This is a genomic window from Paenibacillus sp. FSL R10-2199, from assembly GCF_038000235.1.
Classification (GTDB): Bacteria; Bacillota; Bacilli; order Paenibacillales; family Paenibacillaceae; genus Paenibacillus_AQ; species Paenibacillus_AQ phytohabitans.
This window is the reverse complement of the sequence record NZ_JBBOBO010000001.1, coordinates 327,299-341,599: the sequence shown is the minus strand read 5'-3', so window position 1 is coordinate 341,599 and position 14,301 is coordinate 327,299. Positions and strand designations below refer to the sequence as shown.

Genomic DNA, 14,301 nt, shown 5'->3' with positions numbered 1-14,301 from the left:
GAAGAGCTAATACGGGAACGATTAAGATCAAGCAGGCAATAGCCGAAGGGGGACATGAGGCATGGAGAGCAGCGAGGCGATACGCCCCGAGAAGATGGGACCACTCGTAATGAAGGAGACCTGGAACACTCCGGGAAGCGTGGTTTCCTGGGAACGGTCGGAGAATGTCTATATCTGCCGCGGGGAATGCGCCGGGGTTGTCTTTATCTTTTTGAGCGATGATATGTTCCGGATGAAAGTCTTCCATGGTGAGGTTCCTGACCTGACCACATCGGAGGCGGTGATGAATGAGAGCTGTATCCCGCATCTGTTTCCTGTGGATGAGACGGAGGAGCAGCTGATCTTCACAACGAGCGCCATCCGGCTGATTATCGAGAAATCATCGTTTCTTCTCCGTGTGGAGAATACCTCGGGCAAGGTGATTATGCAGCAGAATCTGACCAGCTGGAACCCGCGCGGCGCAAGCCATGCGGAGTATGATATGCAGCCGGATTCACATTTTTACGGACTGGGTGAGAAGTCGAGCTTCCTCGATAAACGCGGGGAGCGTTATACGAACTGGAATACCGATGTTTTTGCCCCGCATCTGCCGGAGATTGAGGCACTCTACGAATCGATTCCGCTGCTCATTCACATGCACGGCGATCTCTCCTACGGATTATTTCTGGACAATACGGGCCGGAGTGATTTCGACATGCGCTCGCATGGCGTTGCTTTTACCATTGGCTGTTCTACGGGAGAATACGACATTTATTTCATTAACGGGCCCGAGATGAAGGATGTGGTCAAAAGATACACCTCGCTCACCGGCCGGATTGCGCTTCCTCCCAAATGGGCGATCGGCTACCACCAGTCGCGCTACAGTTATATGAACCAGCAGGAGGTGCTGCAGCTGGCACGTACCTTCCGTGAGAAGGATATTCCGTGCGACGTCATTTATCTGGATATCCATTATATGGATGAGTACCGCGTATTCACCTTTGACCCCGTCAACTTCCCGGATCCGCAGAAAATGATCTCAGAGCTCGGGGAGCTGGGTGTGCGGATCGTGCCCATTGTGGATCCCGGAGTCAAAAAAGACCCCAAATACAACGTCTACAAGCAAGGTGTGCTGGAAAAGCATTTCTGCCGCCGTCTGGAGGGCGATATCTTCTTCGGCGAGGTCTGGCCGGGGATCAGCGCATTTCCCGATTTCAGCGACAGCCGGACCGCCGAGTGGTGGGGCGATCTGCACAAGTATTACACGGACCTGGGCATCCAGGGGATCTGGAATGATATGAACGAGCCGGCGGTCTTCAATGAGACCAAGACAATGGACCTCGATGTAATGCATTTCAACAACGGCCGCCCGGTTACCCATGAGGAATACCACAATCTGTACGGGATGATGATGTCCAAAGCCACGTATGAGGGACTTGCCGAGCATATGGGGGGCGAGCGGCCTTTTGTGCTGACCCGGGCCGGTTATGCGGGTATTCAGCGGTATGCAGCCGTATGGACCGGGGATAACCGCAGCTTCTGGGAGCATATGGCGATGGCCATGCCGATGGTGCTCAATATGGGACTGTCGGGACTGGCGTTCTCCGGGCCGGACATCGGCGGGTTCGCCCATCATACGTCTGCACAGCTGCTGGTGCGCTGGACGCAAATGGGCGTGTTTTTCCCATACTGCCGCAATCATTCCTCCATCGGAACGCTGCGTCAGGAGCCCTGGTCCTTCGGGGAAGAAGTGGAGGGGATTCTGCGCGAATTCATCGGACTGAGGTACCGCTGGATGCCGCATTTGTACAATCTGTTTCATGAGGCGGAAATGTGCGGGCTGCCTGTGATCCGTCCGCTTATCCTTGAATATCCGCGTGACCCGCATGTGACCAATCTGTGCGATCAGTTCCTGCTTGGCGAGAATGTGCTGATTGCTCCCGTCTACCGCCCGGATACAGATCACCGCTCGGTCTACCTGCCCGAAGGCTGCTGGATTGACTATTGGGATGGGGAGATTCACGAAGGCGGCCGTCATATTCTTGCTGCTGCACCGCTGCATATTATGCCGATGTATGTGAAGGCGGGCAGCTTCACGGCCGAAGGTCCGCTGAAGCAGTATGCGCTGGAGGACACGGAAGAGACGGTCATCTTCCATCTGTACGGGGCGGAAGCTGCCAAAGGATTCTCGGCGGCCTTCAAGCTGTATGAGGATGACGGGCACAGCTTCGGTTACCGAAAAGGTCAATATACAGAGCTTGCTGTGCAGGCTACGGGGACTGAAGGCGGTTTGGTGCTGCAATGGGTATATGGCGTGCATGATTATAAGCCGCGCCGGGAGATGCTGCGGTTTGCGCTCTGTTATCCGTTCTTCACCGTGGCTGCGGTGGACGGCCTTGAGGAGATCACCCTGGAACAGCTGAATGAAGGCAAAGAGGGCTGGGTTTATAACGGCAAGAAGGGTGCGATTATTGTACAGGTAGCGGATGCTGCAGACGGCGGGGAGCTGCGGATTCAGGCGGACAAGTAACTCTTTTAGTTTATAAAGAGCCGGCTTCCCCCTGCTTAGAGGGGAGGACGGTTCTTTGTGCTGCCTGAAAAAAACAGTTTTGCCGGGTACGGATGATGCAAAGGACCGATTAGTTGGATTTTCTCCACCTGCTGGCAGATGAAGGGCCACCTGATAAACAACAGTTGGAAAAAGAGCACTTAAATTTCTGCATATGGGCCAAGCCAGCAGTAATGGACGAAATTAAGTAGCGTTTATCCACTTATTTGATGAAAATCACTTAAAATAGCCGAATTAAGTTACATTATTCCACTTAATATTCTATTGATGTCCTTTGTAAGGACTGAAAATGAGTTTGCACCTTGGCTGTTACCTTTGCGTGTGGGGCTATCGGGCGAAGGATCAAATTTGAACAAGTTGCTGAAACACTGCTTTGAATTGATTGAAAATTTTAATCCTGCACAAAATACAACATTCCTACCACGAAATCTAGCGGAATCGGAAATTGTTGTAAGGAATGCAGCATTTTCTCTCATTCAAGCGACGTTCGGAGATAATTCTTGCATTTCATACAACATTCCCTTCGGAAGCCTTCGTATTATGGGATCAAGGTTGTAATACATACAACATTTTGGATTTATTTGATCTGACCACCGCCGATTGAGCGGTTGCGTGTTTACAATTAGTCTTAAATACTTAAATACGGTCATCAGAGTTAAGTGCAGCTTATAAGGTGGGGTACAATGATTCTCAAGGTGCCATGGAGTTCTCAAGGTGCTAGTGAGTTCCCAAGATACCATGGAGTTTCTATGGTGCCAATCAGTTCCCCATATGCCATTAAGTTTCCTGAATTGCCTGCGAGTCCCGTACAGTGCTGTTGAGGTCCCCGAAAGACATACTGGTTGCACAATAATCCTATTGGCGTTAGGCCGATGCTTGCGGCTGCCAGTTTTGCTGTGCCGATGGTGTGGGATATCTGACAATTGGGTTAATGATTAGCGTAGGAGGTACCAAGGGCTTAGTCCAATGGCGAGGCGAGTCAAATGACTTCAAGCTTCAAGCTTCAAGCTTCAAGCAGCCCGATTGGGTCTGAGGACCCCTCCGGAATGCTGACGGAACTGCGAATGGGGTGGATTTGCAAAAGAATCTGCAGATTTTCTGCAGAAAACGTGCAGAAAAGTTTTTAAATATAGACTTTTTCGTATAAGATGAAGGGATGAAGAAAAAAGTTGCAGTGATAACCACAATGGGATGGCTGTACAGTTACTGCTGCTAGTACAGCTTCATAATATATTTCTCGCAGAGAAGGAAACAGTCTTCCCGCTGGGACGGACTGGCTCTTTCTGTTTGCTTAAAAGAATGGAGATCATCAATGATTAAGCATCTGTATGCAATATGGTTAGGGGACGTATTATTTTGCTTCTCGGGTGAAACTTCTGAGCCGAAGGTGGACGCGTGGACACGTGTGATTAAACGGCTGGAATTTCGGAGCGGCTGGCGTCCTTTTGCGGGTGCTGCGCTGCGGCTGGCGGAAGTGAAGTATCCTGCCGCCGCCGCCGTGGAAGGGAAGACGGCACGGCGCGGAATGCCGGGGCGCACCCTCGAAGGGCTGGCCCTGTCGCCCAAGGACGCTTTCGAGCTGCTCCTTGCCTGGGATGAGCAGGCAAGCCGCGCCCAGGGCATAGAGCCGGGTGGAGAACTGCGCTACTGGTCGGCTGCTGCCCGGTTTGCGCTGGAGCTGATGGGCAAAGGCGGGATTGTCCCCGGCGCTCAGCCGCCGCGCAAGGTGGGCTCACGCCGCCGCGGAGGCGAGCAGGCGGCAGCGGTATGCTGGTCGCCGGCTTTCCGGGAAGAGGCGGATAAGGAATTCTTCCTGCAGATGGCGGCTTCCATGCCGGTGCTTGCACTCGGCACTCACGTAGCCGAGGAGGGGGATCTGTCCTCGCGTGAGGAAGCAGGCGGGTACGTGCTCTATTCGTTCCTGCAGGCTGTGATGACAGCGGAGATCAAGAATGTGGTCGCGGCCAACGAGAGTGCGCTGAGTCCCTTCAAAGCGAACTACCGCCGCGGCTATTCGCCGCTTACTGAACTGTGGTGGAACAGTCTGCTGACCGGCAGCCGGGATATCCCTGTTCAGGGGACTCCGGCTGAAGTGACCGAGCTTCTGGCTGCCGTGAGTGAGACGGCAGGCAACGAGGTGCCGCATTTCGAGACTGAGGAGGCACGCAGCGGACAGCTCAGCCTGGGCCTGCGGCTGGAGCCGCCTGCAGACGACAGTGAGCTGTGGCGGCTGACGTTCTGGGCGGAGAGCCGGGAGGAAGGTGAATTCTGGATTCCGGCTGAAGCGGTCTGGAGCAGCCGGGAACGGGAATTCACGCTGTGGGGCAAGCGCTACCGCAACATTCAGCAGCAGCTGCTTGCTGCGCTGGGGCGGGCAGCCAAAATCTCGCCGGACATTCAGCGTGCGCTGGCCGAACCGGCGCCGCGCGGGGTAGAGCTGCTTCCGGAGCGGCTGTATTTTTTCCTGAAGGAGAGTGTACAGCAGCTGCGTGAACGGGGAATTACGGTGCAGATGCCTTCACGCTGGAGCCGCGAAGGACGGCGGCGGATCGGGATGAGAATGAAGATGCAGCCGCCGCCAGGCGGAGTGGACGGCCCTGTACAAGCAGCGCTAGGCATGGAGGAGCTGATCTCCTTCCGCATCGAGGCCTCCCTGGGCGATTCGGAGATCAGCGAGGATGAACTGAATGCTCTGGTTGAAGCCGGAGTGCCATTTGTACGTTTCCGGGGCGAATGGATCGAAGTGGACCCGAAGGAGGTCCGTCAGGTCCTGAGATATATGAAGCGCAACGAGAGCGGAGAGATGACGGCAGCAGACTGGATGCGCCTGGAAGCCGAGGATGGCGAAGAACGGCTATGGAAGGGCATGTCGGTCACGGGCATGGAGACCTCCGGTTTGCTGGCCTCCCTTATGCATGGCGATGTGCTGCGCGGGCTACCCATGCGTCCGGTGCCGGATGATCTGAATGGTACCCTGCGGCCTTATCAGGAGCGGGGATATCAATGGCTTACGGCGCTTAGCGGCCTTGGCTTCGGGGTCTGTCTGGCCGATGATATGGGGCTTGGCAAAACCGTGCAGGTGATCACCTGCCTGCTGGACCGTGCGCTGAATGCGCCGCCGGGAGAGAAGCAGGAGCCTGTGCTTATTCTCTGCCCGACCTCACTGCTGGGGAACTGGCAGCGGGAACTGCAGCGGTTTGCACCTTCGCTTAGTGTGCATATCCATCATGGCGGCCGGCGGGTACGCGGAGAAGGCTTCACCGAGCTTGCCGCCAGCCATGAGATTGTACTGACAACGTATCATCTGGCAGGCCGGGACAGTGAGGATCTGGCCGGGGTGCACTGGTCAACCGTTGTGCTGGATGAGGCGCAGTATATTAAGAACCACCGCACCAAACAGGCGCAGAGTGTCATGAAGCTGACCGCACCGCACCGGATTGCGATGACCGGTACCCCGGTAGAGAACCGGCTCGGCGAGCTGTGGTCGATCTTTCATTTCTTGAATCCGGGGTACCTCGGAACCTATCATTCCTTCCGCCAGCGGTATGTATCCGGCGAAGGCGGGGAACGGCTGCGTGAGCTTCACCGACTCGTATCGCCATTCCTGCTGCGCCGCCTGAAGAGTGATCCCGATATTTCGAAGGATCTTCCCGAGAAGATCGAGCTCAAGTCGTATTGTCCGCTAACAGAAACGCAGGCAGCCCTGTATCAGGGGGTTGTGGATGAGATGCTCGGCGTAATCGGTGAGCGGTCGGGCATGGCCCGGCGGGGGCTGGTGCTGTCCTCGCTGACCAAGCTGAAGCAGATCTGTGATCATCCGCAGCTGTTCCGCAAGGATGACGGACGGAGCCTGCGCAGTGAGCCTTCCGGCAAAATGGATGTGATGTTCGAGGTGCTGGACAGCATCTCCGAGCTTGGGGAGTCCGCGCTGATCTTCACGCAGTATGTGGCGATGGGCGAGCTGCTCGTCAGCCGGCTGGCCAGAAGGTACGGGCAGACACCGCTCTTCCTGCATGGCGGTATTCCGAAGCGTGAACGCGACGAGATGGTGCATGCTTTTCAGGAGGGGGAAGGTCCTGCATTCTTCGTCCTGTCCCTCAAAGCCGGGGGCGTAGGCCTCAATCTGACCAGGGCCAATCATGTGCTGCATTATGACCGCTGGTGGAACCCGGCAGTGGAGAACCAGGCTACGGACCGGGCATTCCGGATCGGGCAGCACAAGAATGTTCAGGTGCATAAGCTGATCTGCCAGGGAACGCTGGAGGAACGGATCGATGAACTGATTGAGCGTAAAAAAAGTCTGTCCGAGCAGGTAGTCGGCTCCGGCGAGAATTGGTTGACCGAAATGTCCAACCATGAGCTGAAGGAGCTGATCGAGCTGCAAGGACAGGACTGGATGTAAATGATAGCTGTATTGCAGAAAGAGGGGGACATCCATGAGTGAACTGCTGGAGTTGAAGCTGGAGGTGCTGCCGGGAAAGATCAAGGCCACCGGGAGCCTGGGAACCGCTGCTGCGGAAGGTGCAGGCAGACGGAACGGCAAATCCGGCGCAGTTGCAGAGGAACAAGCGCAGCGCGCGGTGTTCACTTTGCATATTCCGGAATGGACGGCCGCCCGGAAGAATGAGGTGCTGCTACAGCTCTCTGCGCATCCGGGTGAATTGTATGAGCTGCTCCAGGGCAGCCTGGAAGGCGGACTTGCTGCTCTTGAGGTGCTGCCTGCTGATGCTGAGCTCGAACAGGCGGCCAATGAACAGGGCACAGGCTTGCTGCCCGCCGGGGAGCTGCGGCTTCGGGTGAAGCAGCAGCTGGCGAAGGAGCCGCTGCTGGCTTTTGCCCTGCGCGGCCTGTCCAAGGAGGAGCTGCTCTCCGGGGTGTTTGCTCTCTGGGCGGAGCAGGAGAATGAGCGGGTTACCGAAGAAGGGACGCCTGCGCCTGTAACGCTTGCGTCCGAGCTGGCCCGGCTGGAACGTAAAGGTCCGGCAGTGTCCTCGGGAGAATGGCTGGCCGAGGCGGCTGCGGAGGGCTCGCTTCATCAGCCGGGGCCGCTGTTTCATGAGATCTCTGCCCGGCCATTTCCGGCTATGCCTGATGTCATTGAACCGGAAGAGGACTGGAGCGCGCTGCTGCCGCAGACGCCCAAGGCCCGGGAAGGACTTGCCCTGCTGATGCGCCGGGTATCAGAAGCCGCCGCCAAACGTGCGGCTCGCTTGAATAAATTGTAAGCGGACAACGCAAATCAAGGCAGTACTTTAACATCCTAGCTGTTAAAGTACTGCCTTGATTGTATACAAATATACTTATACTAAGGGTTCATTACTGCTGCCTTCCGCTTCTGACAGTTCGAGGATCTCCCGGCGCAGGCGGAGCATCTTCTGATCCAGTTCATCGGCGGCACGCGCAGCCTCCTTCAATTCCTCAGCCACATGCGGCGGCAGCTGTTTGTCAAATTTATAGTAGAGAATATGCTCCATGCTGGCCCAGAAATCCATAGCGAGTGTGCGGAGCTGAATTTCGGCTTTGACCCAGCGGGTTCCTTCCAGCAGCACAAGGGGGATGGCGACGATAAGATGCAGACTCTGATAGCCGTTAGGCTTCGGATGGGCGATGTAATCCTTAATTTCCAGTACACGGATGTCCTCGCGCGCGCACAGGTGATCCACCAGCCGGTAAATATCCTTCACAAAAGCACAGACGATCCGCATACCTGCAATATCGTGAATGTGCTGCTCCATATTTTCCAGCGTGAAATCATGGCCTTTGCGTTCCATCTTCTGTACAATGCTCTTCGGTTCCTTAATGCGTGACTTCACATGCTCGATGGGGCTGAAGCCGTCGCGTACCTGCCATTCTGTACGGATGACATCAATTTTATTCTCAAGCTCATTCAGAGCATGTCGGTAAAGCGCCGGCAAAGCTTTGAAATTCTCAACCTGCTTGGCAAAATCTTCGTGTACCTGCCACTTCTGCATATCCTTCACATGGACCTGCAACTTGTGTAGTGTAACCTGTGTACTATCGTATTCTTCCACTGAAACTCTCCCGGTATTCGTTATTTGTGACTGTAGACCATGAACGGATGACTACGGCGTTCGCATAAAATGCGCTGCAGTTTATGTGATTCTATTTTAACCGAAGTACAGCCCCGGAAGCAAAACAAAGCCGGATGAAGCAGAAGAGAAACATTCTTCCCGCAGCAGCGTATTAGCTCACAATAGGCCTATCTGTCAGACGGGACGGGGCTTTACGATCCAGATTAGGGCGGCAGAGCCGTTTCTACTTGTTAGTCGGAGAACCGCCGCCGTAACCTTCATCCTGGTAGCCGGTATTTCCGAGCCTCTGCAGAACATTCATTTCATCAATGAGCCGGCGCGTTTCGTCTGTGCCGTGGTCATGCAAATACTGGAACAGATGAATGGTGGCATCGTCAAACTGCTCAGCAGCATCATCATGATCGGCTGATTTATAGGGGACAAAAGCACGCCGGAAGGCATAGTCGTCCTCACCGGCCAGACCTTTCAGAAGATCCTGGAGCACGGTAAGCTCTTCATCCGAGAGCAGAACCTCAAATTCGTTCGAGTCGTTACGCACATCCTGAATCAGGCCATGATTCACGGATACGAAATATCGTTTATGGTTATCGTCAGGCAATGTTATCCCTCCATTATTCGATAATGTTCGTCATGTAGTATTTAACACCTGACGACAAATAATGAATCTGTCAGGGACTTTTGGTATGATAGAGTCACGTTTCCACTGCTATACGGAGCGATAAGGATGTATAGGGTTATTTTGCGGCTGCGAATCAGCCTATTCTCACTCTGGAGAAGGAGGAACTACAATGAATTTTCTGCAACGCATTAAAGACGGTGCCAGCCGGGTGAGTGAAAAAGCGCAAAGCTCGGTGGAAGTAGGCAAGCTGAACGGGCAAATTTCTGATATCGAACATGAGATGCAACTTGAATTTTTGAAAATGGGAAAGCTTTTCTACGAAGGATATCGTTCCAGAGATATGTCGGTGGCAGAGGGGCAGATGATCGAGCTGGCGCGCGGCTGTAACAAGCTTCAGGAGCAGATTGAGGGTGTGCGCTCAAGAATTGCCGAACTGAAGAATGAACGGCTCTGTGCCTGCGGCCAGATCGTAGCACTGGATGCCAACTTCTGCCCGCACTGCGGACGCAAGCTTGAGGAGCTGCCACTGCGCAAGGAACCGGTGCAGCGCAAGGACCCGGCGCCTACCGTTACGGTACATACCGTACATGAGCACGAAGATGAGGAAGATCAATACTACGGTGAGGAAGAATTGACAGAAGCGGAGCGGGAACTCGCTAAGAGACCTGAACAACCTGTCCAGTACGCCGAAGCCTTGCCGGAAATTGAAGTTGAACCGGAGCCTGAAGAGTATGAACGGGTTCTTCCGGATACAGAACGGGGCCGCCGTGAGGCCGATGAACTGGAGCGTGAACGTGAGCGCCAGCTGGAGCTGGACCGCCGGATCCGCGACTGGAAAGCCAGTGAGCCTGCAGAAGAGACTGCCGTCAGCGAATCGGGTACACGGGATATTGTGAAATGCCAGATTTGCCGCGCCGATCTGCCGAAAGGCTCAATGTGGTGCCCGCGCTGCGGGTCGGAGCAAATTTAGACAGGGTTAGACAGACAGCTTAGGGGGACAACATAGATGGAACAGTTGCTGCTGCATCTGCGCAATTTGGGTTTCACAGAGATGGAATCCAAAATTATGGTTGAGCTGGCCACCAAGGGCCAGGCTTCGGGCTACGAAGTGGCAAAGCAGCTAGGAGTATCAAGATCGAATGTATACGCGGCGCTTCAGCGCCTGACGCAACAAGGCTACGTACGCTGCGGGGAAGGGGAGCCGGCCCGCTACAGCGTGCTGGACCCTGAAGAGCTGGCGACGATGATATCCGGCCGGGTACAGGCGTCGCTGGCGTATATGGAAAGTGAAATGCCGCGCGGAGGCCCGGTCAGCCCTTCATTCTATAACGTGGAAGGTGACCGCAACGTAACGGGAGCGCTGATCCGCCAGCTGAATCTAGCGGCTCAGGAGATCGTGGTTGATGTATGGCGGGAGGAAGCCTCGCTGCTGCGCAGCGAGCTGGAGCAGGCAGAGCTGCGCGGAGTGAAGCTGCTGTGGGCTTTTGACGGCGGCAACGCGGCCTCTGCGCCATACCCGATATGGCCGCCGCTGGACGGTAAGCCACAGCGCAGCGGGGGGCGGAAGTTTTCTTTTGTCATCGACCGTTCCTGGTGTATGCTCGGCATGCGTTATGAGGACGGAACCGCGCAGGCGGTGGTTACCGAGCATCCGGTGCTCGTGGAGCTGCTGCTGAATCATTTTACACAGGAAATGGTATTGTTCGAGCTTGAAGAAGATATGGGGCCTGAGCTGCAGAAGCGGTACGGGGAACGCTATGGCCGGATTTACAGCAAATATGTACTGCATGACCAGGATGAAGCCGGGGAAGAACAGGCGGAGTAGCTCCTGGGATGCAGAGGGTACTAAGCTAGGGAGGTGACAAGCGTGGAGTGTATTGTTCATTTTGATGTGCAGCATTCGGAAGGCGTTAAGCCGTTACGCGGATTGCTGTTTTTGGACGAAGGGAAGACCCCGGGAGAGCAGGATCTAATCGGCATGTTTAAGGACATGAATTTTAATGTCCGGCTTGAGGACCGGGAGAAGTTAGTGTTCAAACCTGTGGCACCTGGAGAGAAGTATTCAGAGATTCGGATTACGAGCTTTGACAACGGCAAAAAGAACAGTAAGCAGGATAACGAGCTGAAGTCGATTGTCGGTAACCTGCTGCCCCAGAAACCTACGGGTCTGTAGCAGACGAAGCAGGGTCCATTTGAGGATAGAGGAGGAGCACGGATGGAGTTATTGAGACAAAAGGTCATTAACGAAGGTATTGTTCTCGGCCCTGGTGTGCTCAAGGTTGATTCTTTTCTGAATCACCAGATGGACCCTTTCCTGATGCGTGAAGTAGGGCGCGAGTTTACCCGCCGTTTCGCCGGGGAAGGAATCACCAAGGTGCTGACCATCGAATCCTCGGGGATTGCCCCCGGCATTATGACGGCGCTGGAGCTTGAGGTCCCGATGATTTTTGCCCGCAAGCAGAAGTCGCTGACGCTGACGGAAGATATTTATGTGGAGAAGGTCTACTCCTTCACGAAGAAGGAAACCAATGAAATTACCGTCTCCCGAAAGTTCATCGCACCCGGTGAGCGCGTGCTGATCGTCGATGATTTCCTGGCGAATGGTGAAGCGGCCTTCGGGCTGGCGCGGATTGTTGAACAGGCGGGCGGCAGTGTTGCCGGGATTGGGATTGTGATCGAAAAAGCTTTCCAGCCCGGCAACCGGCTGCTGAAGGAAGCCGGCTACCGCGTGGAGTCGCTGGTGCGGATCGCTTCGCTGGATGACGGCGTTGTTGGCTTCGTGGAAGAGTAGGAGAACTGCCGGGTGGACTTTTGCGGCAGACGTAAATAACAGGCAGGCCCCCGGAGGTTATCCGTGGGCCTGCCTGTTTGTGTTTGAAGGCGGGCATAGTTAGTGCGGCTGAGGGGAGTGCTGGGTTGTAGCCTTAGAGAGCAGGTACGAAGCTCACGGCTAACGCCTTCAATGTGCGGCCAGTCATACGCCTCCAGTGCTTCGGTCAGGCGCTGGTTTGGCCTGCTGAGTAATGCGGGAGAGGAGCTGAGACGAATCTGCTGGACTGAAGCTGAAGGGATGAGCGAGCTAGTTTGTGAGTAACATGGGGCATAAGCGGGCGGAAGAGTGAATTGATGGGAACATGGGGTGATGGAGTTGAGGCGGGATGAAGAGTGAATGATGGAAGCGAGGGATCATGGAGTTACGGCGGGCCGAAGTGTGAATTGATGGGAGCAAGGGATGATGGGATTACGGGGAGATTGGGAGTGTGCATTGTAGAAGCTAGTGTGAGTAATGCAGATGTTGTGCGGGAGCGGGAGGGGATGTGCGAGCTGGTTTGTGAGTAACTGGATTCAGGCGGGGGATAGGAATGTGCAATATACTACGCGGACTGAAATGCGCTTATTTGGGAAATTTGGCGTGTTTTTGCTGCCAGCGGACTCCAGTGCGCTTATTTGTTCATTTGGTGCATCAGATCAATCAATTTGTGGGGCATAGCGGAATCTCAGTCTGCAAGTCAACTAAAAACCCCTTGCCGGAGAGATTAAGGTCCTCTCAGTCCGCAAGGGGTACATAGTGGCTAGATCGCCGGAACGTCGTTGGTGGAAGCAGGCTCAACCGGCTGCCCGTGCTCGGCCAGCCGGCCGTGCCTCCCGCCGGCCACGCCACGGCTCCCACAGCCTCAGCGACACGCGCCCCGCCTAGCCGCTCGCGTGGCACGGCCCGGCCGCGCCCTGCGCGCCGGCCGCCGCCAGCGGCGAGAGCACGCGCAGCGCCCCCGGCTCGCAGCGCACGGCCAGCGGCGCGGTGCCGAGGCCCTCGCCGTCGCCGATGGCATGGCGCGGCTGCGCGAAGTGGACGGCTACGCTGCGTCCGCGCAGCATGGTGACGTAGGGCAGCGCAACATGCTTGCCCTTCACCACCGTCGGGAACAGCCGCAGCAACTGCCCGCGGCTGATCCCGTGGACGACGCAGACGTCGAGCAGGCCGTCGCCTGACTCCGCCTGCGGGCAGATCAGCAGGCCGCCGCCGTAGCTGGGCAGGTTGCAGACCGAGACCAGCCACGCCCGGTCGAAGGTCTGCTCCCTGCCGTCGCAGGTCACGCTGACCCGGCAGGGCTTGAAGGTAATCAGCGTATGCAGAATGCCGATGATATAAGCCAGGCGGCCGGCGCCGATGGCATTGCACAGCCGTTTGTAGCGGCTGTTGTTCACATTGACGGCTACCTGGGCATCGAAGCCGCTGGCTACGGCGGTCAGGGTGAGCCCGTCCGCGCCCGAGAGCAGATCAGCTTCGAGACAGCGGTCCTGCAGCGCGTTATCCAGCGCTGCCTCCGGAGTGAGCGGGATGCCGAAGCCCCGCGCGGTGTCGTTGCCGGAGCCGGCGGGGATTACGCCGAGCGGCACCCCTCTGCGCCGCAGTGCGCCCAGCACGCTGTGGATCGTGCCGTCGCCGCCGATAACGATGGCGGCGCGCCAGTCCTCGCGGCGGGCAAGGGAGTGCAGCACCTGATTCTCCGCGCTGTCTGCGCTTTGCGTGAACAGTGCTTCATGCGCAATGGCGCGTGCCTTGAGCATGGCTTCAACGGTATGCCAAGTCCGCAGCCCCGCTCCGCCGCCCGAGCGGGAATTTATGATCAATAAATACATGGTTGTTCCCCCAGCCTGTAAAGATTCCTGTAAGTCCTGATTCCATTGTACGGAGAGGACAGGCAAAAGGGAATCTTTTTTACCGGTTACAGCTGCCGCAGCTGACTCTCGGCAATTGCTCCTGCCCAGGGCAGCTTATACCATCTTCCGCCCAGTGCGTGGTAGATCATCAGCAGCCATACGGCGAAGCCCAGCAGGGAGAGAAGGGCAGCCACGACAAAACCGAGAAAAGGGATGAAGCCGCTCAGTACATGGGCTACCATCAGCGCCCCGAAGGCAATCAGGGATTGCAGCGAGTGGAACAGGACGAACCGGCTGCGCTTCTCCAGCGCGAGGAACACAATGGCACCAATGAACGGGAAGAAGTAACACAAGGCGGCGGCAATATTATCGGGCAATCCGGTGGAAGATCTGAAAGGGGACAAAGGGCTCACTCTCCT

At 56.0% G+C, this 14,301-nt stretch carries 11 protein-coding genes; 7 read left to right on the top strand and 4 right to left on the bottom strand.

Features of this window, described 5'->3' with window-relative positions; all coding sequences use genetic code 11:
• The first annotated feature begins 61 nt into the window (after positions 1 to 61).
• From NYE33_RS01475 to NYE33_RS01465, 3 genes are all read left to right on the top strand, one after another.
• Positions 62 to 2,509 (top strand): glycoside hydrolase family 31 protein, encoded by a 2,448-nt coding sequence (locus NYE33_RS01475; RefSeq protein ID WP_042133203.1) that lies wholly within the window; start codon positions 62 to 64, stop codon positions 2,507 to 2,509.
• 1,351 nt (positions 2,510 to 3,860) lie between these two features.
• On the top strand, positions 3,861 to 6,950 hold the full coding sequence (locus NYE33_RS01470) for a DEAD/DEAH box helicase (RefSeq protein ID WP_340990389.1): 3,090 nt from the start codon (positions 3,861 to 3,863) through the stop codon (positions 6,948 to 6,950).
• Positions 6,951 to 6,984: 34 nt separating this feature from the next.
• Positions 6,985 to 7,773 carry a hypothetical protein gene (locus NYE33_RS01465; protein ID WP_336103524.1) on the top strand — a complete coding sequence of 263 codons (789 nt, stop codon included), beginning with the start codon at positions 6,985 to 6,987 and terminating at the stop codon, positions 7,771 to 7,773.
• Between the two features lie 75 nt (positions 7,774 to 7,848).
• Here NYE33_RS01465 and NYE33_RS01460 read toward each other — a convergent pair whose 3' ends face one another.
• Together NYE33_RS01460 and NYE33_RS01455 are read right to left on the bottom strand one after the other, a co-directional pair.
• On the bottom strand, positions 7,849 to 8,520 hold the full coding sequence (locus NYE33_RS01460) for a GTP pyrophosphokinase (protein ID WP_042140699.1): 672 nt from the start codon (positions 8,518 to 8,520) through the stop codon (positions 7,849 to 7,851).
• Positions 8,521 to 8,824: 304 nt separating this feature from the next.
• Positions 8,825 to 9,199 (bottom strand): hypothetical protein, encoded by a 375-nt coding sequence (locus tag NYE33_RS01455; protein WP_039309768.1) that lies wholly within the window; start codon positions 9,197 to 9,199, stop codon positions 8,825 to 8,827.
• A gap of 190 nt (positions 9,200 to 9,389) precedes the next feature.
• On the opposite strand from NYE33_RS01455, the gene NYE33_RS01450 reads away from it, so the two are divergent.
• The 4 genes from NYE33_RS01450 to NYE33_RS01435 are packed head-to-tail and all read left to right on the top strand — an operon-like array spanning position 9,390 to position 12,011.
• The gene (locus tag NYE33_RS01450; RefSeq protein ID WP_341064511.1) at positions 9,390 to 10,190 is read left to right on the top strand and encodes a zinc ribbon domain-containing protein; all 801 of its coding nucleotides are present in this window, start codon (positions 9,390 to 9,392) and stop codon (positions 10,188 to 10,190) included.
• Between the two features lie 36 nt (positions 10,191 to 10,226).
• Complete coding sequence (locus NYE33_RS01445; RefSeq protein WP_042133210.1) at positions 10,227 to 11,045, top strand: TrmB family transcriptional regulator; 819 nt, start codon at positions 10,227 to 10,229, stop codon at positions 11,043 to 11,045.
• A gap of 42 nt (positions 11,046 to 11,087) precedes the next feature.
• On the top strand, positions 11,088 to 11,393 hold the full coding sequence (locus tag NYE33_RS01440; protein WP_042133213.1) for a hypothetical protein: 306 nt from the start codon (positions 11,088 to 11,090) through the stop codon (positions 11,391 to 11,393).
• 42 nt (positions 11,394 to 11,435) lie between these two features.
• Positions 11,436 to 12,011 (top strand): xanthine phosphoribosyltransferase, encoded by a 576-nt coding sequence (locus NYE33_RS01435; RefSeq protein ID WP_042133215.1) that lies wholly within the window; start codon positions 11,436 to 11,438, stop codon positions 12,009 to 12,011.
• Between the two features lie 902 nt (positions 12,012 to 12,913).
• On the opposite strand, the gene NYE33_RS01430 is transcribed toward NYE33_RS01435, so the two are convergent.
• Together NYE33_RS01430 and NYE33_RS01425 are read right to left on the bottom strand one after the other, a co-directional pair.
• Positions 12,914 to 13,861, bottom strand: coding sequence for a diacylglycerol/lipid kinase family protein (locus NYE33_RS01430; RefSeq protein WP_341064509.1), 948 nt, complete (start codon positions 13,859 to 13,861; stop codon positions 12,914 to 12,916).
• A gap of 86 nt (positions 13,862 to 13,947) precedes the next feature.
• On the bottom strand, positions 13,948 to 14,286 hold the full coding sequence (locus NYE33_RS01425) for a DUF4870 domain-containing protein (RefSeq protein ID WP_042133218.1): 339 nt from the start codon (positions 14,284 to 14,286) through the stop codon (positions 13,948 to 13,950).
• Between the last annotated feature and the right edge of the window lie 15 nt (positions 14,287 to 14,301).

What these genes read in the sequence shown, in the direction of transcription:
- NYE33_RS01475 (WP_042133203.1), top strand. Translation starts at nt 62, where the DNA reads ATGGAGAGCAGCGAGGCGATACGCCCCGAGAAGATGGGACCACTCGTA.
- NYE33_RS01470 (WP_340990389.1), top strand. Translation starts at nt 3,861, where the DNA reads ATGATTAAGCATCTGTATGCAATATGGTTAGGGGACGTATTATTTTGC.
- NYE33_RS01465 (WP_336103524.1), top strand. Translation starts at nt 6,985, where the DNA reads ATGAGTGAACTGCTGGAGTTGAAGCTGGAGGTGCTGCCGGGAAAGATC.
- NYE33_RS01460 (WP_042140699.1), bottom strand. Translation starts at nt 8,520, where the DNA reads ATGCAGAAGTGGCAGGTACACGAAGATTTTGCCAAGCAGGTTGAGAAT.
- NYE33_RS01450 (WP_341064511.1), top strand. Translation starts at nt 9,390, where the DNA reads ATGAATTTTCTGCAACGCATTAAAGACGGTGCCAGCCGGGTGAGTGAA.
- NYE33_RS01445 (WP_042133210.1), top strand. Translation starts at nt 10,227, where the DNA reads ATGGAACAGTTGCTGCTGCATCTGCGCAATTTGGGTTTCACAGAGATG.
- NYE33_RS01435 (WP_042133215.1), top strand. Translation starts at nt 11,436, where the DNA reads ATGGAGTTATTGAGACAAAAGGTCATTAACGAAGGTATTGTTCTCGGC.
- NYE33_RS01430 (WP_341064509.1), bottom strand. Translation starts at nt 13,861, where the DNA reads ATGTATTTATTGATCATAAATTCCCGCTCGGGCGGCGGAGCGGGGCTG.